The organism is Serratia quinivorans (assembly GCF_052113645.1).
Lineage (GTDB): Bacteria > Pseudomonadota > Gammaproteobacteria > Enterobacterales > Enterobacteriaceae > Serratia > Serratia quinivorans_B.
This window is the reverse complement of the sequence record NZ_JBIEIU010000007.1, coordinates 38,459-60,872: the sequence shown is the minus strand read 5'-3', so window position 1 is coordinate 60,872 and position 22,414 is coordinate 38,459. Positions and strand designations below refer to the sequence as shown.

At 54.5% G+C, this 22,414-nt stretch carries 19 protein-coding genes; 13 read left to right on the top strand and 6 right to left on the bottom strand.

Going from position 1 to position 22,414, the window contains the following annotated elements:
• Positions 1-162: 162 nt before the first annotated feature.
• Positions 163-1,074, bottom strand: a complete 912-nt coding sequence (locus ACGS9J_RS14300; protein ID WP_442231544.1) for a LysR family transcriptional regulator — start codon at positions 1,072-1,074, stop codon at positions 163-165.
• A 114-nt stretch (positions 1,075-1,188) separates the two neighbouring features.
• Between ACGS9J_RS14300 and ACGS9J_RS14295 the strand changes: the two genes are divergently transcribed.
• The 9 genes from ACGS9J_RS14295 (at position 1,189) to ACGS9J_RS14255 (ending at position 15,521) form a co-directional block, all read left to right on the top strand.
• Positions 1,189-2,052: an aldo/keto reductase family oxidoreductase gene (locus ACGS9J_RS14295; RefSeq protein ID WP_442231543.1), complete on the top strand. Its 864-nt coding sequence runs from the start codon at positions 1,189-1,191 to the stop codon at positions 2,050-2,052.
• A 212-nt stretch (positions 2,053-2,264) separates the two neighbouring features.
• A complete protein-coding gene (locus ACGS9J_RS14290) occupies positions 2,265-2,645 on the top strand; it encodes a Spy/CpxP family protein refolding chaperone (RefSeq protein ID WP_442231542.1) in 381 nt (126 codons plus the stop codon).
• Between the two features lie 189 nt (positions 2,646-2,834).
• Positions 2,835-3,515 (top strand): helix-turn-helix domain-containing protein, encoded by a 681-nt coding sequence (locus ACGS9J_RS14285; protein ID WP_442231541.1) that lies wholly within the window; start codon positions 2,835-2,837, stop codon positions 3,513-3,515.
• 246 nt (positions 3,516-3,761) lie between these two features.
• Entirely contained in the window at positions 3,762-4,934 is a 1,173-nt protein-coding gene (locus ACGS9J_RS14280; RefSeq protein ID WP_442231540.1) for an efflux RND transporter periplasmic adaptor subunit, read from the top strand.
• Between the two features lie 13 nt (positions 4,935-4,947).
• Entirely contained in the window at positions 4,948-8,049 is a 3,102-nt protein-coding gene (locus ACGS9J_RS14275; protein WP_442231539.1) for an efflux RND transporter permease subunit, read from the top strand.
• Between the two features lie 51 nt (positions 8,050-8,100).
• Positions 8,101-8,853, top strand: a complete 753-nt coding sequence (locus ACGS9J_RS14270; protein ID WP_442231538.1) for a MipA/OmpV family protein — start codon at positions 8,101-8,103, stop codon at positions 8,851-8,853.
• A 181-nt stretch (positions 8,854-9,034) separates the two neighbouring features.
• Positions 9,035-10,321, top strand: a complete 1,287-nt coding sequence (locus ACGS9J_RS14265; RefSeq protein WP_442231537.1) for a DUF3300 domain-containing protein — start codon at positions 9,035-9,037, stop codon at positions 10,319-10,321.
• Between the two features lie 1,532 nt (positions 10,322-11,853).
• Positions 11,854-14,478, top strand: a complete 2,625-nt coding sequence (locus ACGS9J_RS14260; protein WP_442231536.1) for a beta strand repeat-containing protein — start codon at positions 11,854-11,856, stop codon at positions 14,476-14,478.
• Positions 14,479-14,786: 308 nt separating this feature from the next.
• Positions 14,787-15,521: a class I SAM-dependent methyltransferase gene (locus ACGS9J_RS14255; RefSeq protein WP_442231535.1), complete on the top strand. Its 735-nt coding sequence runs from the start codon at positions 14,787-14,789 to the stop codon at positions 15,519-15,521.
• 82 nt (positions 15,522-15,603) lie between these two features.
• Here ACGS9J_RS14255 and ACGS9J_RS14250 read toward each other — a convergent pair whose 3' ends face one another.
• Positions 15,604-15,882: a GNAT family N-acetyltransferase gene (locus ACGS9J_RS14250; protein ID WP_442231534.1), complete on the bottom strand. Its 279-nt coding sequence runs from the start codon at positions 15,880-15,882 to the stop codon at positions 15,604-15,606.
• A gap of 118 nt (positions 15,883-16,000) precedes the next feature.
• Here ACGS9J_RS14250 and ACGS9J_RS14245 point away from each other — a divergent pair, with 118 nt between their 5' ends.
• The 3 genes from ACGS9J_RS14245 (at position 16,001) to ACGS9J_RS14235 (ending at position 17,513) form a co-directional block, all read left to right on the top strand.
• Entirely contained in the window at positions 16,001-16,414 is a 414-nt protein-coding gene (locus tag ACGS9J_RS14245; RefSeq protein ID WP_442231533.1) for a DoxX family protein, read from the top strand.
• Positions 16,415-16,662: 248 nt separating this feature from the next.
• Positions 16,663-17,001, top strand: a complete 339-nt coding sequence (locus ACGS9J_RS14240; RefSeq protein WP_085118397.1) for an MbeD/MobD family mobilization/exclusion protein — start codon at positions 16,663-16,665, stop codon at positions 16,999-17,001.
• Positions 17,002-17,066: 65 nt separating this feature from the next.
• The gene (locus tag ACGS9J_RS14235; protein ID WP_020828288.1) at positions 17,067-17,513 is read left to right on the top strand and encodes a DUF1198 family protein; all 447 of its coding nucleotides are present in this window, start codon (positions 17,067-17,069) and stop codon (positions 17,511-17,513) included.
• A 29-nt stretch (positions 17,514-17,542) separates the two neighbouring features.
• Here ACGS9J_RS14235 and ACGS9J_RS14230 read toward each other — a convergent pair whose 3' ends face one another.
• From ACGS9J_RS14230 to ACGS9J_RS14220, 3 genes are all read right to left on the bottom strand, one after another.
• Positions 17,543-17,881 carry a DUF2002 family protein gene (locus tag ACGS9J_RS14230; protein WP_442231532.1) on the bottom strand — a complete coding sequence of 113 codons (339 nt, stop codon included), beginning with the start codon at positions 17,879-17,881 and terminating at the stop codon, positions 17,543-17,545.
• A 102-nt stretch (positions 17,882-17,983) separates the two neighbouring features.
• Positions 17,984-19,174, bottom strand: coding sequence for an MFS transporter (locus ACGS9J_RS14225; protein WP_442231531.1), 1,191 nt, complete (start codon positions 19,172-19,174; stop codon positions 17,984-17,986).
• Positions 19,175-19,268: 94 nt separating this feature from the next.
• Positions 19,269-20,282 (bottom strand): helix-turn-helix domain-containing protein, encoded by a 1,014-nt coding sequence (locus tag ACGS9J_RS14220; protein ID WP_442231530.1) that lies wholly within the window; start codon positions 20,280-20,282, stop codon positions 19,269-19,271.
• Between the two features lie 130 nt (positions 20,283-20,412).
• Here ACGS9J_RS14220 and ACGS9J_RS14215 point away from each other — a divergent pair, with 130 nt between their 5' ends.
• Positions 20,413-21,453: an alpha/beta hydrolase family protein gene (locus ACGS9J_RS14215; protein WP_442231529.1), complete on the top strand. Its 1,041-nt coding sequence runs from the start codon at positions 20,413-20,415 to the stop codon at positions 21,451-21,453.
• Here the strand turns inward: ACGS9J_RS14215 and ACGS9J_RS14210 are convergent.
• Positions 21,413-22,309 carry a LysR family transcriptional regulator gene (locus ACGS9J_RS14210; protein WP_442231528.1) on the bottom strand — a complete coding sequence of 299 codons (897 nt, stop codon included), beginning with the start codon at positions 22,307-22,309 and terminating at the stop codon, positions 21,413-21,415. The genes ACGS9J_RS14215 and ACGS9J_RS14210 overlap by 41 nt on opposite strands.
• Positions 22,310-22,414: the final 105 nt, after the last annotated feature.

Sequence of the window (22,414 nt, the reverse complement as noted above, 5' to 3'; positions counted from 1 at the left end):
AGAATGTACGTGACCTTTTACCATTGCTATACGCTTAGGTATACCTCACAAGTCTGAACTCATTTTTTATCAATGATTACAACAAACCAATCAAGTTATTCAGATTCCCCCAGCCCAAATAGGTCACCGGTGACCCCAGATAGATCCGGTGGCAATGCTGCTCTAAGCCGTAGCTCTGGGCCCCTGCCGGATAAAATCGATGAACGCCCGCAGCGGCGAGGGTATAAAACGGCGGTCGGAATAATAGAGAAACGGGCCGGAAAATTGCGGCCACCAGGCTTCGAGCACCGGCTCCAGTTCACCGCTGGCAAAGCTGGGTGCCAACCAATCTTCGAACAAATAGATAATGCCGATGCCGGCTATCGCCGCTGCAACGGCCAGATCGGTCGCACCACCAGCCTGCACCATTAACGGCCCATCGGGGGCTATTTCCAGCCTCTCGCCCTGCCGTTCGAATTCCCAGGGATAGATTTTTCCGCTGGGGAAACGGCCCAGCAGGCATGCGTGGGTAAACAACTCTTGAGGATGGGCAGGTCGCCCGCACCTGGCGAGATAGGCCGGCGATGCCGCGGCGGCAAAGCGCTGCACCCTGGGCCCGATGGGCACCGCTATCATGTCCTTTTCCAGACGTTCCTCATAACGAATGCCGGCGTCGCAGCCGGCGGCCAGGACGTCGACGAAGCTTTCCTCGGTCTGTATTTCCACCTTGATATCCGGGTAGGCGGTGAGAAATGCCGGTATCAGCGCAGGCAACACCAGGCGTGCGGCACTCATCGGCACATTCAGCTTCAGCATGCCGACAGGTTTGTCGCGAAAGCCGTTCACCACGTCAAGCGCACTTTGCACCTCATCCAGAGCCGGTGCCAGCCGCTCCTGCAGGCTATAGCCGGCGGCGGTCGGCGTCACGCTGCGCGTCGTGCGGTTGAACAACCGAACGCCAAGCTGTTTTTCCAAACGCCGAATGGCATCGCTCACGCTGGAAGCGCTGCGTCCCAGGGTTCTGGCCCCTTCGCGAAATCCCCCTGTACGCGCTACGGCAAGAAAGGCATGCAGATCCTCTAAATCAGTATTCATTGTCCGTCTCTCCGTACAACCCGTCCACGGTCACGCGACTTATCACCAGCGAAAGCCACGCCTATCATTGCCCTGTGCAGTTGCCCCCTTCACTACCTTCAAAGGAAACAGGCCATGTCCAATCACCCAACGTATTCCACATTCAACCTCGGCGGTCGAAACGTCAAGCGGCTCGGCTACGGTGCCATGCAGTTGGCCGGGCCGGGCGTATTCGGGCCGCCAAAGGATACTGATGCGGCACTGGCGGTATTGCGCGAAGCAGTAGCGTCTGGTGTCAACCATATCGACACCAGCGACTTTTACGGGCCACACGTCACAAACCAACTGATTAAACAAGCGCTGGCACCCTATCCGGAAGATCTGACTCTGGTCACCAAAATCGGGGCACGACGGGGAACCGATGCCTCATGGCTGCCGGCGTTTTCCGCCGAAGAGCTGACGAGTGCAGTGCATGATAACTTGCGCAATCTCGGTCTTGAGACGCTGGACGTGGTCAACCTCAGGGTAATGTTCAGTACCCATGGTCCTGCGGAGGGGTCTATCGAAGCGCCTTTAACCGCCCTGGCAGAACTCCAGCATCAGGGGCTGGTACGGCATATCGGCCTGAGCAATGTGACTCCAGCCCAGATCGCCGAGGCGCGCGCACTGTGCAACATCGTTTGCGTGCAGAACCATTACAACCTGATCAATCGCGGCGACGACGATCTGATCGACGATCTGGCCCAAGCCGGGATCGCCTACGTGCCCTTCTTCCCACTTGGCGGCTTCAGCCCAATTCAATCCCAGGCACTGTCCGAGATCGCCCTGCGTCTGGGTGCCACACCGCTGCAAACCGCATTGGCCTGGCTGTATCATCGCTCTCCCAATATTTTGCTGATCCCCGGCACCTCTTCCGTTGCTCATTTACGGGAAAACCTGGCGGTGCCGACTTTACCCTGGACAGATGATATCGGTCGGGCGCTGGATGCCCTTGTCTGATTGTGCCTGTAATAAACTGCCGCAGCAGAGTCTTGCCCGCCATTAATGTTCAATAAATGGCCATAAAATGACGGGCGGTTTATTTCCCGCATAACTACCACCATTAAAAAACAATACAAAGCGGTAAGGTGTCCAATTTTGGACACCTTCAATCGTGCATTCAATTTTAAACCATGCGTAAAATTGGCCTGAATAAATATAAGGAGTGCATGATGAAAAACAAAATAAAAATGCTGATCGCCGGGCTGTGTTTATTTTCCGCCGGTTCTGTTTTTGCCGCCGAAGGGTTGCAAAGCGCCAGTCGTCTGGCCGGCATATTGGATCTGAGCCAAACCCAACGTCAGGAAATACACGTTATACGGGACAAAGCTCAACTACAGCTCGACAGCATCAAAGCGGATAAGGTCGACAGCGGGGCCATCCTGAAAGTGCTTAACTCTGCTCATTGGGACGAGTCCACAGTAAAAAAGCGCATCGCCGAAATGGGGATTTATCAACAACAGGCGGACTATATCCGCTACCGTTATTTGTTTGATGTCATGCAAACCCTGACGCCAGAGCAGAAAGCCAAACTGCAAAAAATGATCAAATAACCTCATCCTCAGGCACAGGCCTGCTGCCGGCCATTTCCCCGGCGGCGGGTTTGGTGAAAGCCCTTGCGCCGAGCTTGCCGGCACGCCAAAAACGTTTTATTCACCTAATTCAGCAATATCCCCCTATACTCAGCCGGTGCAACGCGCATAAACTGCAGGCTAATGCGCTGATTAACGGGGGGAATCAAGGTGACAGACAAGCCGTACGCAACTGGGGGCATCCCGGATAACGACCACTTCAATGACGCGCTGCAAAAAATCATTCCACACAAACCCAGCGACATCATTGCCCACCTGATCGCAGAGCTGCAACCCGAAGCCGTGGCGGTAACTGCCAGACGCTCACGTCAATTCAGCAGTAAAAACCCTCAGATTTACCTGCTATTACGCGGTGCCGTTCACCTGCACCGTCAGTCGGACGACCTGCTGATGACCACCATCTATGCGCCACATATCATTGGCCTGGCAGAGCTGCTGCACCCGGTAGGGAAAACTTATCTGCATCTGGATAGGGACTGCGAAATTCATGTAGTGGCAGGCGGGAAAGTGCTGCAAAAACTCGACCAGCAGCCCATGTTATGGGCCGACGTATCACGCATTTTGGCTTATCAACTGCATTTCGCCAGTCTGCGCGACCTGCATTTGCTGAATAACCATGCTTATGACGCCATCCGTGGGAAGCTATTGGAGTTGATCAACGCGCCGGAAAATACTCGCCTCGAGTATTCGGCACTGAGGTATATTCAGGAACGCACGACGCTGGCGCGCAGCACCATATTAAAATGTCTGGGTGATTTGAAGACTGGCGGTTATATCGCCATGGAGAAAGGACATCTTACTCAGGTATTCAATTTACCTCAGCGTTATTAAAAAATGCCGCTGGGGGTGCCAGCGGCAACGGACACTACTGATATTGTCTTTCTTGTTTTATTGCTTACACACACCATGGCAATAATAGAGTAATAAAACTCCCTGCCCATCTTTATTCGGTCCGAATTCGGACTCTTTCCGCTCTGATTATTCCGTAAAATATTCCCAAAGTCCGTCATCGAAATTTTTCTGCATTCAATCAGTCGCCAGACAGCCTCACTGTACCTTCTGGCCAACGGGATAATCATGAACAAAAACGCATTATGCTTAACCGGCAGCTTACTGCTGTGCGGCGGTCTGTTGCTTACCGGCTGCAAAGATCAGAACCCAAAATCATTGCAGGTCCCGCCGCACCCGGTCGGAGTGGTCACCCTCCAGCCACAACCCTTGACGGTAAAAACCGAATTACCGGGGCGCACCAACGCCTACCGCACGGCGGAAGTCCGGCCACAGGTCAGCGGTATTATCCTCAAGCGCCAGTTTGTCGAAGGCAGTGACGTGCAAGCCGGTCAATCGCTATACCAGATTGATCCCGCGACCTACCAGGCCGCCTGTGACAGTGCGCTGGGCGACCTAAAAAAGGCTCAGGCCAGCAGCGAAATAGCGCACCTGACCGTGCGACGTGAACAACCGCTGCGGGCCAAAAATTATGTCAGTCCGCAAGAATTCGATACCAGCGTGGCCCAAGCCAAGCAGGCGGATGCTGACGTGATCGCCGCCCGTGCAGCATTGGAAAACGCGCGTATCAATCTGCAATACACCAAAGTTCTGGCCCCCATCTCCGGCCGCATTGGCAAATCCAGCGTCACCGAAGGCGCATTGGTGACCTCCAGCCAGAGCAGTGCGCTGGCTACCGTGCAGCAACTGGATCCGATGTATGTCGATGTCACCCAATCCAGCGACGATTTCCTCAAGCTTAAGCAGGCTATCGCCTCCGGCGCCCTCACCCACAACGGCGGTAAAGTGCCGGTCAGCCTGATCCTCAATAATGGCCAGCGTTATCAGTCCACCGGCACACTGGAGTTTACTGACGTCACCGTCGATCAAAGCACCGGCTCCATCACCCTGCGCGCCATTATCCCGAATCCGCAACACAGTCTGCTGCCCGGTATGTATGTCCGCGCCGAGATTGACCAGGGTCAGCAGAAAAATGCCCTGCTGGTGCCACAGCAAGGCATCACCCGCAACCCGCGCGGCGAGGCCACGGCGCTGGTCGTCGATGCCCACAATAAAGCGCAGCTCCGTCAGGTGATCGCCAGCCAGGCTATCGGCGACAAATGGCTGGTGAGTTCGGGGTTGAAAGCCGGCGACAGAGTGATCGTCAGCGGTCTGATGCGTCTGAAGCCGGGCATGGCGGTGCAGGCAACGGAAGAGACGCCGGACACCGCTCAAGCCTTGTCTGACGTTTACCACGGTTAAGGGGCGCTGAGACATGTCTAATTTCTTTATCAATCGTCCAATATTCGCCTGGGTCATCGCCATCATCGTCATGATGGCGGGGGCGCTATCCATCATGAAACTCCCGGTAGCACAGTATCCCACCATTGCGCCACCGGCGGTCAGCATCAGCGCCTCCTACCCGGGAGCGGACGCCAAAACGGTGCAGGATACGGTCACCCAGGTGATTGAGCAGAACATGAATGGCCTGGACGGCCTGATGTACATGTCGTCCAACAGTGACGCCGCCGGTAACGCCACCGTCACCCTGACCTTCGCCAGCGGGACCGACCCGGACATCGCCCAGGTGCAGGTACAAAACAAACTGCAACTGGCGATGCCGTTACTGCCACAAACGGTGCAGGATCAAGGGATTAATGTGCAGAAGGCCTCCAGCAGTTTCCTGATGGTGGCCGCCTTCACTTCCGACAGCAGTGCCATGACGCAGGCGGATCTGGCGGACTACGCGGTCGCCAATATCAAGGATCCGATTAGCCGTACCAGCGGCGTCGGCCAGGTGCAACTGTTCGGCGCGCAGTACGCCATGCGTATTTGGCTGGATCCCAACAAGCTGGACAATTATCAACTGACCAGCGAAGACGTGGTGCGCGCCATCAAGGCTCAGAACAACCAGATCGCCGGTGGCCAACTCGGCGCCTTGCCGGCGGTGCCGGGGCAACAGCTCAACGCTTCGATCATCGCCCAAACCCGCCTCAGTTCCCCGCAGCAATTTGGCAATATCTTGCTGCGCGTCAATCAGGACGGCTCGCAGGTTCATCTGCGTGACGTAGCGCGTATTGCGCTGGGCAGCGAAAACTACACCACCAGCGCCGAATACAACGGCAAACCGGCCGCCGGACTGGGGATTAAACTGGCCACCGGTGCCAATGCGCTGGATACCGCCAACGCGGTGAAGGCTGAAATCGGTCGTCTGGAACCTTATTTCCCGGCGGGGATGCACGTGGTGTATCCGTACGACACCACCCCGTTCGTCAAAATCTCGATCAGCGAAGTGGTCAAAACCCTGATCGAAGCCATCATTCTGGTGTTCCTGGTGATGTATCTGTTCCTGCAGAACTTCCGCGCCACGCTGATCCCCACCATTGCGGTTCCGGTGGTGTTACTGGGGACCTTTGCCATTCTGGCGGCTTTCGGCTTCTCGATAAACACCCTGACGATGTTCGGCATGGTATTGGCGATAGGCCTGTTGGTGGACGATGCCATTGTCGTGGTCGAGAACGTCGAACGGGTGATGTCGGAGGAAGGGCTTTCGCCCAAAGAAGCCACGCGCAAGTCGATGACGCAAATCCAGGGGGCCCTGGTGGGCATCGCCATGGTGCTGTCAGCGGTATTTATTCCCATGGCGTTCTTCGGCGGTTCGACCGGTGCCATCTACCGACAGTTCTCGGTGACCCTCGTTTCCGCCATGGTGCTGTCGGTGCTGGTCGCACTGATCCTGACCCCAGCGCTGTGCGTTACCCTGCTAAAACCCGGCGCGCATGCGCCAAAAACCGGCTTCTTCGCCTGGTTTAACCGCCTGTTCGACCGCAGTACCCAACACTATCAGGGTTGTGTCGGCAACATCCTCAATCACACGGGTCGCATGCTGCTGATTTACCTTCTGATTGTGATTGGCATGGCGCTGTTGTTCATCCGCTTGCCCACCGCCTTCCTGCCCGACGAGGATCAGGGGGTGTTCATGAATATGGTACAGCTGCCGGCCGGTGCCACTCAGCAACGCACCGAAGCGGTGTTGGGCCAGGTGACTCACTACTACCTAAATAAGGAAAAAGCCAACGTCAACTCGGTATTCACCGTCGCCGGTTTCGGTTTTAACGGTAACGGCCAGAATAACGGGCTGGCGTTTGTCAGCCTGAAGGACTGGAGCCAGCGCCCAGGAGCGAAAAACAAGGTTGAGGCGATCATCAAGCGCGCCAATATGGCCTTTGCCCACAGCATCAAACAGGGCATCGCCTTTGCCTTCAATCTGCCGGCGATTACCGATCTCGGCACCGCCACCGGCTTTGACTTCGAGCTGATCGACAATGGCGGTCTTGGGCATGCTGCTCTGACCAAGGCACGTAACCAACTGCTGTTTATGGCAGCTAAATACCCCAACGTGGCGACCAAGATCCGTCCGAATGGCCTGGAAGATACGCCGCAGTTTAAGGTCGATGTCGATCAGGCCAAGGCCGAAGCGCTGGGGGTCTCAGTGGATGACATCAACCAGACGCTGTCTACCGCCTGGGGCGGCACCTACGTCAATGACTTTATCGATCGTGGACGGGTAAAAAAGGTCTATGTGCAGGCCGACGCGCCCTACCGCATGCTGCCGGATGACCTCAATCAGTGGTACGTAAAAGGCAATCGCGGCCAGATGGTTCCGTTCTCCGCCTTCGCCAGTGCCCACTGGGAATATGGCTCACCCAGGTTAGAACGCTATAACGGCCTGCCTTCGATGGAAATTCTTGGCGAACCCGCCCCAGGGCGCAGCTCGGGCCAGGCGATGATGCTGATGGAGAAACTGGCGGCCAAACTGCCGAAGGGGATTGGCTATGACTGGACCGGCATGTCTTATCAAGAACGGCTTTCCGGTAACCAGGCCCCGGCGCTGTATGCCCTCTCGCTGGTGGTGGTGTTCCTGTGCCTGGCGGCGCTGTATGAAAGCTGGTCCATCCCGTTTGCCGTGATGCTGGTGGTGCCGCTCGGCGTGATTGGCGCCCTGTTAGGCGCGACCTTGCGTGGCCTTAACAACGACGTTTACTTCCAGGTCGGCCTGCTGACCACCGTCGGCTTATCGGCCAAAAACGCCATTCTTATCGTCGAGTTCGCCAAGGATTTGATGGAGAAAGAGGGCAAACCACTGCTTGCTGCCACCCTGGAAGCCACGCGCATGCGCTTGCGCCCCATCCTGATGACGTCACTGGCCTTTATCCTCGGCGTACTGCCGCTGGTGATCAGCACCGGTGCCGGCTCCGGCGCGCAAAACGCGGTCGGCACCGGCGTTATGTGCGGCATGATCAGCGCCACTCTGTTGGCCATTTTCCTGGTGCCGGTGTTCTTTGTCGTGGTTCAACGCCGCTTCGGCCGTAAATAAACCGATTCCCCCTGGCGGGCCGCACCGGCCCGCACTTGCTTAAAAGGCCTCATGATGATGAAAAAACAAAAGTTAAGCTGGATCCTGCTGAGTGCAGGCTGTTTCAGCCATTCGGTCTGGGCGCAAAGCCCGTGGACACTAGGCGCATCGGTGTTGGTCAGCCCCAGCCCCTATCAGGGCGAACAGGATCGGGTGATGCCTCTGCCGGTGATCGGCTACGACAGCGACCGTTTCTTCGTGCAAGGGCTCAGCGCCGGCGCCTATCTGTGGAAAGACCAGCAGAATCAACTCAGCCTGAACGCCTATTATTCCCCGCTGCATTTCAAGGCATCCGACAGCGACAACGACGCCATGAAGCAGTTAAACAACCGCCACGCCACCCTGATGGGCGGCATCGGTTATCGTCATCAGGCCCGTTGGGGTACCCTCCGTACCGAACTGGCGACCGACATGCTGAACAACAGCAACGGCTTTACCGGTGACGTCGCCTATCTGTACCCCATCGAACACGGCGACTGGCAACTGCGGCCCGGTGTCGGCGTCACCTACAGCAACGGTAAAAGCAATGATTACTACTATGGCGTTTCGGCCGACGAGTCGGCACGCAGCGGGCTGGCCACTTACCATGCCGGCTCGTCCTGGTCACCCTATCTGGAATTGTCGGCCACCTATCAAATGACCCCACAGTGGTCGACCTTTATCACCGGGCGCTATACCCAGTTGGCCAACGCCATCACCGACAGCTCGATGGTGAACAAAAAAGGCAGCGGCATGCTGTGGACCGGTGTGTCATACCGCTTCTGACCGCCGCAGTCCGATTCCGGACCCGGTTTAAATATCGTCCGGAAATTGAACATGCCATTCTGAGGCATCCGAGAAAATTGAGTGGGGAACGACATCAAGCGCACAGAGCAGGATCTTTTCCTGTCAGCGCCGTTCCCCGGACAGGCTCAAGAGTTCCTCGGTTTAACAAGAGGAAGATCGCATGTTCAACATGAAAAAATTACCCTGGGTTCTGATGGCGCTGCTGGCACTGAGCGGGTGCGATCGGGCACAAGACCGCCCTGCTGCTGCATCTTCTGCCGCCGCGCCGGCACCGCAGGTACCGGGCAGCAGTGTGCGACAAAGCGCCCCCAATGCTGAGCAATTGTATTCACTGCTCGGCCCTGTCGCCCTGTTCCCTGATAATTTGCTGGCGCAGGTCCTGGCCGCCAGTACCACGCCCGAGCAGGTCAACGCCGCCAACACCTGGTTGCTGCAAAACAAAAACCTGACGGGCACCGCACTGACGAAGGCGGTTAACGCACAGCCTTGGGCACCGGCCGTAAAAGCCATGGTGACCTTCCCTGATGTACTCCAGCAGATGGCGCAGAATCCGGGCTGGACCCAGGCATTAGGCACCGCCTATACCCAGGCTCCGAGTGATGTGATGAACGCCGTCCAGCAACTGCGTCAACGCGCCAGCAACAGTGGCGCACTGAAAAGTAATGCTCAACAGCAGGTTGTCGTTACCGCCAACAATAGCGCCAACGCACCTGCCGTGGCGGCCGGTAAAACCGTGGCAGCGCCAACCCAAACTATCGTCATTAAATCGGCTCAACCTGGCGTGGTGTATGTACCCAGCTACGGGACCGCCGTCTACGGCAACCCGCCAGTGGCCTATTATCCCGGCTATGCGCCACCTCCGGCCTACAGCTCCGGCGACATGGTCGCCACCGGGTTGATCAGCTTTACCGCCGGCGTCATGGTGGGGTCGATGTTTGATAACAACTGGGGCGTGCATTGGGGCGGCAGTCCGGTGGTGGTGTACAACAACCACACCTTTGTGAACAACAACCGGATCAACCGCAACGACTGGCATCATGACGGTTATGGCCCACGGGCGTCCTTTAGCGAACCGCACTTTTCACCGGCGCGCAGCAACTTTACGCCAATGCATACCGCCCCGTTGGCACATCGAGCGATGACCTCGCCCAACTTCGAACCGCGCCGCAACGCCGAACGTTATACTGGGCCAACCCGCACTGCCGCGCACCAACCGCAAAGACGAGTCGAACATGCTCTGCCGCAACGCGATAACCGGCTGCAGCCTGAACGTCATTTTGCACCCGGCCCGGTACGTCTGTCACAAGAGCATCAGCCGCAGTTCCAGCGCGAGCGTGATACGCGTCCATTTGCCGACGGCGCATCTCACCAGGCATTTTCCACTGCCCTGAACCACTCATGGGGCGATGGGCATCTCTTTGGCGGCAATCATCGCCGTCGGTTGTAATCCCGCCAAGACAGCAGCCCGAACATCAAACTTCGGGCTTTTCCCAATGTCCACGTATACACCTGAGAAGCCTCACCTTAAGCCCAGACTATTAAAGGCAAACCCCGACTTCTCATAGTAACCCTCCAGTTCGGTGCATAAATGCAACTACAGGCAACCAGCCTGACGAGTGTCCTCCGCTACATGGTTAATCAGCAACGCACCATGACCACGGCATCCCGCTTAAGCCAAAGATATAAAACAACAACAGAGCATCCAAATAGGTCATTATTGATACCTGAACAACTCGATGATAATACTCTGCTATTTCGTATCGACAGCGAGAACCGTGACGTTAACCATACATAAGAATGGTTTCCCCTGTGATACGAGCAATAAAGATGAAATGTCAAGGCTGTACACATGCCAAGAGTGCATAAATAATAACCAACATGTTCTTCAGCAATGGCAATATTACATCAACCCTCTATATCTCACTGAAATGTCATAATCAGAAAATACTTATATTGCATTTTCATAACTCAAAAGATTGTATATCTCATATGAGAAACTAATGAATTATTAATGAACACTATGATTGATAGCTTCCCATTAAATCAGTACGCTTAAACACTTATTTTTAATCCGGGTATTTTACTACTTTGAGGGAACAATCTGGCTCGTTACGGAGTAGAACATCCGTCACAAGCAGGGCTGGCACGAGGCACATGATATTCCTGATTCAGCTAACCACTCCAGTCGACCACGGTTATGCACCAGCAGAATCTCCGCATTAAAAATCAAGCAATATCAAATAAATACCATCATGCATCTCGGCATTACCTAATAATTGGACAGTACGTTTATTTTGTTTTTGACCTAGGTTGGATCCAGACAATCGCAGCCGATACTGGCCAGTATAAACTGGGTACACCACGGAAAAACTTCTGACATAAAACGCGGCCTAGCCTATTAATTTATTTGCACAATCCATAGGTCAAAAAACTCTATGTCTGTCTCATTTTGTAGGGATTAGCCTGTCGCCATTAGTCTTACTAAAATAAGGGTAATAGTATAAATTTTAGTTCAACACCGAAATGGTAACCATGGAAATAATACACACTTCAATATTTTCAGGCCTGCACAGTAAATTACTTTTTATTTAAAAACAAAGAGCTACCAAACCACGATCGCCATAAAACTAGTGTAAACACGATTTACAGCATCTATCATCCACATCGCAATTTTCATATCACTGTCATTATTCCTACTACACTTATCTTATTTATAGGCAAGAAAAACTCAGATACCTTCAATATCAAAAATATGTTTTAGCATTGCCATTGACAGTTCGTATTAGTTGAACTTTCCTTTACATAGGTAGCAATAACGCCATTTGTGCGCCTTTGCCACTCGTTACTCTCCTTCACAACTTTTTTTCTGGGAATTTTATTATCTCAGGGTGGACCCCCCCGTCGAAAAGTTGCAGATGTAACAAAGTTATTGAGGTGACAATAGTTCGTATCCTTTTGACTGACATGAGGTAATTTATTATGGCTTCTTTACCATCACAGCAGCAAGCTGCATCTATTTACTACGCGCTTCTGGGCCCCGTGACAACATACTCAGCGTTTAATTCTTATGCAAAACAACTGGAAAGCGGTGATAAAACGGTAGAAAGCTTGGCCGCGGAGTTTTTAAACTCAGCGAAAGGGCAACAACTTTACGCGGGCCAAAGTAATGAACAAATCATCGCTCAGGTTTATGAGCGCGTTTATGGTGAAGCTCCATCAGCAGAACAAGTCACACAGTTGCTTGGCACCGGTTCTCTGGGGCAAGCATTGGCGTCCATCAGCAGCAGTTTAATTAATTATCAAGGGTTTGACGATGCAACTTTGACCCAGCAGGTTGCATTTGAAAGCAATGTGAATAAATTGCTTTATCTGGATCCCGAGCATTTAGCATCTCAAGAGCTCCGCGAACAAGCGGTTTCTCTAGCATTAGGCATTGCAGATCGCGGTATTTACTCCATTTCTCTTGAGGCCTGGAGCAAATCCTTATCGGAAGGGAGCAGCCTCAATTATCTGACCCAAAAACTGCTTGCTTATCCAGAATTCCAAAACAGCGTTGGCCAGTTGGAAGGCAATGCTCTGATCCAAAAGGTCTATACCACGGTACATGGCACAGCACCTACGGCCGAGCAGTTGGCTGCCTATAGCGCGCTGCCGAATAAACAAACCATCATTGAAGCCATCATCAACGATCTGCGTACCTCGACAGGTACTGGCGATACCGCAGTCTCTCAACAGCACGCATTCGAAGCCCGTGTCGGTGAAAACCTTTTGTACAAAACCGCCGCTAAGCTGAGCGTTACAGAAGGTGGCGGCAATGCAACCGGCACAGTGAACACTCAAAATAGCCATCAACTTAGCAATGCTGAAACAGCAGTACTAAAAAATGTCCAACTCGATGCCAACAGCGCAGGCACAGTGGATCTGAAGTTTGCCGATAATTTGAGTGCTCTGACTATCAACGGTAGTGCCGCCACGACGGTTAACCTGTCCGATAATGGCGTTAACACTGGGGTGGACATTACAGTAAACAACGCTAACATCGTGTTAAACGCCAGTTCTGGAGACGATGTCGCTAGTATTTCATCCACAGCCAATATTGCCGCTGCTACAGGTAAATTTAACTTGGGTAAAGGCGATGACGCGCTGATATGGGGTGGTAATGCCACTACGGGTGCCAACAGTATCGCCACTACCCTCACCGCAAACGGTGGGGACGGCACTGATAGTATTTCCGCCAACTTCATCACCAAAAATGTCGCAACCACCACAGGTCTGTTGGGGGCTCGCACCAGCACCATTACCACTAACACCAGCCAATTCACTGGTTTTGAACAGATCGACCTGGGGGGCTATGTTGGGAAATCCACCGGGACCTTGAATGGACAGACGGTCACTACAGGCGCTCATACCTTTGACTTTGGCGTGCTGAATGGTACCGCGACAGCAGAAGGCACCACAGGCGGTACCACTACTCAAGCAACTCAAAGCACCTTGGGCTCACTCGGTTTCGCGCTGTCCAGTAAAGCCGATAACGTCAAAGTAATCAACGCCGCCGGCGGTGATGCTGCAGCGCTAACGGTTACCGGTAACGCCACCGCCGACAGCAACCTGGAAATTACTTTCCGTCAAAATGCCACCAACAAATTCGATATCCACTTCGATGCCACCAGCACTGGTAATATCGATGCAGGTTCTCTGAGTCTGATAAGTAGCAGCAGCCTACTGGGCGGGACTTCACTGGCCAATGTCAATATTGCTTCTGATGGAACAGGTGATTTCACTAACCTTCTGAACCTTATTGGTACCAACGCTCAGGTAACGACCATCAATGTCTCAGGCGACAACAAGTTGGATCTGACTCTGGGTAGCGGTTACAGCAATGTTCGCACTATCGATGCATCCAGTAATACTGCAGGCATCGATTTGGATTCAGCACATGCCGGTACCGGTGACGGTATCCTGGTACAATTGTTGAATATCCTGCCTCTGAGCACGGTAACTACCACACTGCTGACCCCGCTACTGAATACCCTTGGCCTGAACGGTTACCAGTTGAACATTACCGGTACAGCAACCGATGACACCTTCAACGTAGCCGCTAACTCCACCATCACTGGTGGCGCTGGCAGCAATATCTATGAATTGAAGGGCAGCACCAGCCAAGCCGGTGTCACCATCACCGACTTTAGCAGCGCCAAAGACAGTATTATTGATGCCGCATCCGGCGTGACTATCTCTGGTGATGCCGGCAGTTCCGTGGCAGATTACGGCCTGCGTTCGGCCGATATCATGGACGGTTTGTTGGGTTCGCTGATTGGTGGGTTGACCAACGGCGTTGTCGGCCTGTTAGGCGGTATTCTGGGTCTGAGCAACAGCAACTCGTTAACGTCAAAAGTCGGTGTAGCCTCTGTAGCATTCGACGGCGGTAACGATGCCAGCTATGTCATTATCGATAACAACGATAACGGTTCTCTTGATAGCGCTGACAGCGTGATCTACCTGACAAATCAGAATCACCAGACACTGATTGATACTCTGCACTACGCTGAAGTCAGCGTAAACGGTGTTGCCAGCACCTCAACTGCAGATTTGGCGGTAGCCTAACAGATAACAGTTGGCAGAAACCGTTCGAATAGAAACTGTTCAAAGCCCGCAATGTAAATTGCGGGCTTTTTTTAATGAGTATGACCCTTCCCGAATAGCGTTGACACGTTTCGACCTAAGTCATTACGGTTGTCGGTAGCAGCACGCTCTGCCCCCTATATCATCACTGTGCCCCAATAACGTTGGTGAGAAACAACAGTATATTTATCTACTATAGCTGTAGAAAGCAGCTCATTGCTTGAATATGATGATTTCTTGCCTGAACGTCCCACCGGAAGTGGACGTTACAACTAAAACCAGGAGTCATCATGACGCAAAATATTTATGACAATCAGGCCTTCTTCGACGGCTATGCCCAGCTCAGTCGTTCGGTCAACGGGCTGGACGGCGCCCCGGAATGGCCGACTATCCGCAGCATACTGCCGAATTTACACGGCAAGCGGGTGGTCGATCTCGGTTGCGGCTACGGTTGGTTCTGTCGCAGTGCGCGTGAACAAGGGGCTGCCGACGTACTCGGGCTGGATCTGTCGGAGAAAATGCTCAATAAAGCGCGGGCAATGACGCAGGATGCCGGCATTGAATACCGCCAGCAGGATCTGGAACAGCTTCAGCTGCCGCCGGAGTCCTGTGATCTGGCCTACAGTTCGCTGACGCTGCACTACATCGAAGATCTGGCGCGGCTGTTCGCCACGGTTTATCAAGCACTGGCAACCGGCGGGCAGTTTATCTTCACCGCCGAGCACCCTATTTATACCGCGCCGCAACATCAGGGCTGGTTGGTCGATCAAAACGGACAAAAGTCCTGGCCGGTCAACGGTTATCAGCAGGAGGGGCAACGAATTTCCAACTGGCTGGCGGAAGGGGTGATCAAGCAGCACCGTATGCTCGGTAGCTACGTTAATTTGCTGGTGCAGCAAGGTTTCGTCATTTCCTACCTGAATGAATGGGGTCCTTCAGCACAGCAAATAACAGAAAACCCGGCGCTGGATGAAGAGAAAGAACGCCCAATGATCTTTATTCTGGCCGCCCATAAACCCGCCTGATGATCCCGTCCTGCAGTAAATCCTGAACACATCCAATATTGGGGAGGCTGCCTCCCCCAGACAGAGTCATACCGTTAAAAATTCAGGCGCGGATATCCTGATATTCCGGCGTAGTATCAAATTCGTGTTTGGCAAACGGGCACAACGGAATAATTTTGCGGTTTTCCGCTCGCATTTTGGCGACCACCAGCGCCACCAGTTTTTTACCCACGCCCTGGCCTTTCAGCACCTCATCCACCCAGGTGTGATCAATAATGGTTAATTTATCCCCACTCGGCACAAAAGATATCTCGGCGATCATTTTTCCCTGCTGATCGTTTATATAGAAACGTTTTTCATCTGCCAGAAATTCAAGATCCATAGAAATTATTCCTATAAAAAAGTGCGTTACTCTCGGCTGTCGCCACAACAAAGCTAATATTAGTCTACTATTTAACCAGTAACACAACATAATTGTGACAGTGGCTGAGGAGTTCAAAATGGGTGAAAGCTCAAAAGATGGCGTTATTCTGCTATCCCGAATATTGTTGATGATCCTGTTTATCATTTTTGGCTGGATGAAGCTGACCAGCTTCGGCGCAACCGTCACGGCAATGGAAGGTTATGGTACGCCAATGCCGTATTTAGCGGCGATTATCGCCGTGGTGGTTGAGTTCTTTTTTGCTATTGCACTTATTCTCGGGTTATTTACCCGACCCATTGCGGTTATTTTTGCCGTTTATGTCCTCGGCACCGCTTTTATCGGCCATCCGTTCTGGAAAATGACCGGCATGGAAATGATGGGCAATGAAATAAACTTCTTCAAAAATATCAGCATTATCGGCGGACTGTTGCTGCTGGCGGTCACCGGTGCAGGGCGTTATTCGCTGGATTATAAATTCTTCAATAAATAACTCTCCTCCGCCGGTAGCCATGCTGCCGGCGGGTTTCTTGTCCTTCCCCTCCCCCTTGGCAACTGCACTTGGCATCGTGCCGCCCCCGCTGGACACCAAGCCTTTAATGCCGGGAATGAACCTGGTTGTAAGACCCACGGCCCCGGTTGCAAGTCGGGAATTTTCCGCAATCGTCGTCAACGGGTGAGGTTCTGTGCAGTTTTCGTTATACTGCAACCCATTATTGAGTGCCGCAAAGGATCGATCCCATGAAAATGCGCGAGCTGGAAACCCAGTTTCAAAATGCAATGAGTGAGTTGCAGGCCAGCTTCGAAAAGCAGCACCGCGAATGGCAGCACAGCTATCAGGCGCTGCAACAGTTGCTGGAAGAAGCCAAACAACGCGAAGTCGCATTACGTATGCAGAACGAGCAGTTAGTGCGCAAACTGAGCACCGCCAGCTCAGTGCCGGAACAGCACGCGTTGGTGAAGCAGATCAAAATGCTGGGCGCCCATCTGGATGCGCTGGCCAAAGATGCCGCCACCTTCAATCATCACCTGCGCAATCAGCAGCGGGCAGCCGACAATTTCAGCGGCGAACAGCGTTGACACCGGGCGCTGACTTGCAGCGCCTCCTGCCAAATACTGGCGTTCGAGAGTGTAATAAATCATAAATGACCTGGATCATCATCGCTGCCCTGATCGTTGTATTTATTATTGGTTACCGCATTCTGACTTCCGATACCCGCAAAGCCATCGACTCTCTGGCCCACCTGCTGAAAGTAAAACCGATGCTGATTGAATCGATGATTCAGGAGATGGGCAGCCGCAACAGCCAGACCTTTATCCGCATGCTGAACAACGGTTACACCGAAGAGATGCACCAGGCGGCCTATTTGCTGTTTATCTATCTGACCTTTATCAAGCAGGCGGACGATCACCAGATCGCCCTGTGGCGTGAAACGCTGCTGCGCGCCGGGTTGTCGCCGGAGCTGCATGCCGAACACACCGAGGCCGCGCTGTTTTACTTTGCCGATCTGGATATTGACGCTTTTGAACTGGCGCAGTTTCGCCGCGCTTACAATGAGCGTTTTAATCAGGAAGCGATCGCGAACTGGTAAGAAGGTGTCCCCCGCAGGCGGGGGAGGCATTACAGAAACATGCTGTAGATATAGCGCGAAAGCGCCTCACGCGAGCTGAAGCCGTGGGGAATGCCGTAACGTGCACTCGGGGCATCGCTGCTTAAATCCAGGGGAAACTCAAGATACTGATCGCTGGTGCGTACCGGCGAGGTCGGCGTAGCAAAATGCACGCTTTTCTCTTTCAGCGCCGGGTGGATCACCAACGCGGTTCTGCCCATCCGCGCTTCACGATTCACATACACGTAGTGCTCACCCTTGCGGTAACCATAGGCCTGATCGGTGACATAATCACGCTCAAACCCCGTATTCTCCAACACTTTAGCCACTTCATCCGGCCGTAAATACATCGATTCCTCCTCTCGTTCTGGACCGCTGAGCGACCTTACCGTAATCATGAGATGAAACAATAAATTTTTCGGTATGGATGTGGGTTTAGGAATATTCCTTAACTAGGTATTTTGCCGGTTTTGCAGCAGTAAGCGCAGCGTCAACATCACGCCCAAAAACACCATCAGCGCCGCCGCCAAATAGATCGACGGCACGCCCATGTGGCTCATCAACAGGCCGGCCAAGGGGCCGGTGATCCCCAATGCCAGATCGAGAAACGCCGAGTAGGTTCCCAGTGCGGTGCCTTGATTCTGCTGCGGCACCTGTTTCACCGCTTCCACACCCAGCGCCGGGAACACCAGCGAGAAACCGGCGCCGGCCAACAGAGCCCCGGCCTGCACCATCAGCGGATCTGCCGCCTGCCAAATCATCAGCAACCCGACAATTTCGATCAGGAACGAAACCAGCGTCACCTTTAAGCCACCGTGACGATTAATGGTCTGGCTGAAGATCAAGCGAATGCCAACAAAAGCGCAGCTGAACAGCGTCAGTGAAAATGCCGCCCCGCTCCAGCCCTTATCAGCATAGTAGAGGGTGATAAAAGTGGCGATCACGCCAAAGCCCACGGTGCCCAGCCCCAGCCCAAGGCCGTACGCCCAGATACGCCCAAGCACCGCGCTAAAGGCGATGCGCTTGCCTGCCGCAATCGACACATTGGGTTTACCGCTCGCCAACCACAGCGAGAGCGCCACCGCCAGCACGATCAGCGCCGCCACACCGGCCAGCCCCCAGTGCTGATTGAGGTACACGCCTAGCGGTGCCCCGGCCGCCATCGCACCGTAAGTCGCCACCCCGTTCCACGAGATCACCCGGGCGGTGTGCAACGGCCCCACCAGGCCAATGCCCCACAGCGTGGAGCCGGTGCTGGCAAAACTTTCGCCAACGCCGAGAAACACCCGCCCGACGCACAGCAGGATCAGGCTCAGCAACGGCACGCCTTCGCACCAAAAGGCCAAGGCGTAAAACAGGCCACTCACCCCGCAACAGGCCAGTCCGAACAACACGACCTTTTTCGGTCCGAGTTGATCGGCATAGCGACCGGCATGCGGCCGGCTAAATAACGTGGCGAAATACTGGGCGCTGATAATCAAACCGGCCAGCACCGAGTTATAGCCCAAATCGTTATGCACAAAACCCGGCAGCACCGCCAACGGTAAGCCGATGGTCAGGTAACAAACAAAGGTGAACATCACCACGGACAGGATCCGCCGGTTAAGTTGGAAGGTGTTTTCTTTAGAACTGATTGCGGTCATCGAAAGTGGCTCGCATTAAACGGGGTAAACAACAACACTCAGCATACCCCGCCAGGATCCGATCATAAATCTGCGAGTTATAACGAATTATTATTTAAAGGCGCTTTTGTTGTCTGCGCCACTCGCTTGGGCTCACGCCCTGGATGCGTAGAAACTCGCGGTTAAAGTTCGATTTGGTGGTAAATCCGGCCCTTTGCATGATCTCGGTCACCGGCTCGTCACCGGTGAGCAGCCACTGTGCCGCCTGGCGAATTCGCAGTTGATTTACATATTGCGACACATTCATGCCCGTGTGGCGGTTGATCGCCTGTGAAACCCGACGCGTCGGCAAGCCGACTTTGCGTGCCAGTCGGGCCAGATTCAGCTCAGGTTCCAGATAGAAATCATCCTGCTGCAACCGTTGCTCCACCCGTGCAAACCAGTCTGCCAACGGCGCTTCATCTTCAATCGGGCTGTCTGTCGGTTCCGCTATCAGCTCGACCGGACGGTCCGCGGGCCGGCTGCGTGACAGCACCAGACACAGGCTCAGCGCCACCAACAGGTTGTCGACCGTCGCCAGCCAACCGACGTGCCGCCCGCCAAACAGGGAAAAATCGAGCGCAATTACCCCTTCGGCTATTGCCACCATGATCAGCAAACTCCCCAACCCCTGCCACAATCGGTAGCTCAGCCAAGTTTCCGCCAGCGCCACCTGCGGCAAGCCGTTTTCACCATGCCGCAACGCATACAGCAGAGCGCCGCCATAGCCCAGATAAGCGCACACCACCAACGTATCCAGCCAAAATGGTGCGACCAGGCTCGCCAACAGCGTCAGACCCAACGGCGTCAGATGCCATAACTCGCGGCACCGCAAACGGCCCTGAGTGCTCACCAAAAATGCCAGATAGGCCAGTGAGGGGATCGCCATCGCACCGAACGGTTGCACCCCATTCAATTGCGTTATGCCATAGCCATAACGGATACCCACCAGCAGGCTCTGCCAGGCGCACAGCAACAGCAATAGTTGAAAGATCCAGTAGCGCGCTCGTGGTCGGCCCAGGCGAAACAGCAGGCCCAAACACAGCAGGCCAAACAAAAAAGTAAGGGGGATAAGCGGCATCGTCGGCATCTTGTTGTCTGCACACGGAACCGACAGTGTACTGTTAAAACAATCCTTTAACGACCCGGATCGCGATCGAGGTCGCCGAATTGCCCCCCACCATGCCACCCTCTCAGCCTTGATACTTTGAGGAATGAAAATGAAAAGTGCGTGGTTTTTGTTGATGCTGTTATGTGGCGCAGCGAGCGCCTCCCCCTATCAGGTGGCCACCGGCGAAGAAACCTTTCAGGCCGGTTCGCGTTCGTTAGTCAGCCGAATTTACTACCCCACCACCGGGGCGGGTGAGCCGCAGCTCATCGGTGCGAATCCGGTCTTTACCGGTATCCTAAGCCGGCCTGATGCGCCGGTGGCCAACGGGCATTTTCCTCTGATCGTGATCAGCCACGGCAGCGGTGGCAATAACGCCAGCCAGGGTTGGCTGGCGACAGCACTGGCCCAACAAGGCGCCATCGTGGTGGCAGCCAACCACCCCGGCAGCACCACCGGTAACTCAGTCCCGGCGCTCTCTGCCGAGCTATGGTTACAAACCGGCGATATATCCGCCTTGATTAGCGCCATTACCGCCGATCCTCGCTGGTCACCGGTGATTAACCCTCAGGCGATTGGCGTGATCGGCCACTCTAAAGGCGGCTACAGCAGCATCGCGGCTATCGGCGGCAGAGTCCGGCTGAGCGACTTTATCGCCGGCTGCCGGCAGGCTCCGCAGTCGCCCAACTGCCAGTTTTACACGCACGCCAACGTCGCGCTGACGCAACTTCCCGCCAAGCAGTTTGACGCCGACTACACCGACCCGCGTATTCGCTTTGCGATCGCTCTCGATCCCGGCATGGTGCCCTACCTGCTACCGGGCAGCCTGCGCCGGCTCAGCGCCCCGTTGCTAATCGTCGAGCCGCAGCACTTTTTACCCGACGGTCAGGAGCCCGGACTTGGCGGTGCAGCACTGGCCGCGTATAGCGGACAACAGCCTATCCAGGCGCTGAAGCTATCCAGCGGCAATCATTTCGATTTCTTGCCGGTTTGTCAGCCCAAAGGAAGGCAAATACTGGCGAGCGAAGAAGAGGACGGGGAAGTCCTGTGCGCATCTTCCCGCGAACAACGTGAAACCCTGCACCGGCAAACGCTGGCCGCCATCATGAAATTTATCCGCCCATGGCTACCCGCGCCCGCAGGAAATCAATAAACGCCCGCACCTTTTCCGGCACGTGGCGGGTGTTCGGATACAGCGCGTAAATGCTTTGCGCAGGAAATTGGTGGTCCGCCAGCAGCGAGCACAGCTTGCCTTCGGCGATGGCGGGCCGTACCAGCCATTCGGGCAACAGCGCTACCCCGGCACCGTGCAGGGCAAACGCCAGCAGCGCCGCAGCGCTGTCGCCCATCAGCGTGGCGGCATCCTCGACCTTGAACAGCACCGCCTGCCGTTCCGGGGTAATCACCTGCCAACTCAACGGTGAACTGAGGCGACTGTGGGCGATCCACTGCGCCTGTGCCAGCTGCGTCAGCGACTCGACAGGATGACGATCCAGATAGGCCGGCGAGGCGACCGGCACAATGGCAAAGCTGTCGAGCCGCGCCGCCCGAAGGCTGGAGTCGGCCAATTGGCCCAGCCGAATGGCGACGTCGAAACGCTCTGAAATCAAATCGGCATGATAAGAAGAGGAAACGTGTTGAATGCGCAAACGTGGATGCAACTGAGAAAAGGCCGCCAGCGCCGGTACCACGACCTGAGCGCCGTATTCCGGTGTCGTGGTGATGCGTAATACACCGCTCAAGCCATGGTGATCGCGGCGCACGTCATCCAATACGTTTTCCGCATCCTGCAACAGCCGCAGACAACGCTGATAGAAACGTTCGCCGGCATCGGTCAGCGCCAGCCGCCGGGTACTGCGCACCAGCAACGAGACCCCCAGTTCGCTCTCCAACTGTTTGACATTGAAACTGACTACCGCCTTGGTTTGCCCCAAGGCCACTGCGGCGGCGGTGAAACTGCCGGCGTCCACCACCGCCACGAAGATAGCCAAACGCTGCAGGTTAAGCATGTTACCACCCTTTATTGTCAAAATAATTTTGACAGTGTAATCGCTCGCAGCCGATTTATCCGCACTTTCCCGCCCGTTACACTGCTGGCCTTCAACCGGAGGCAC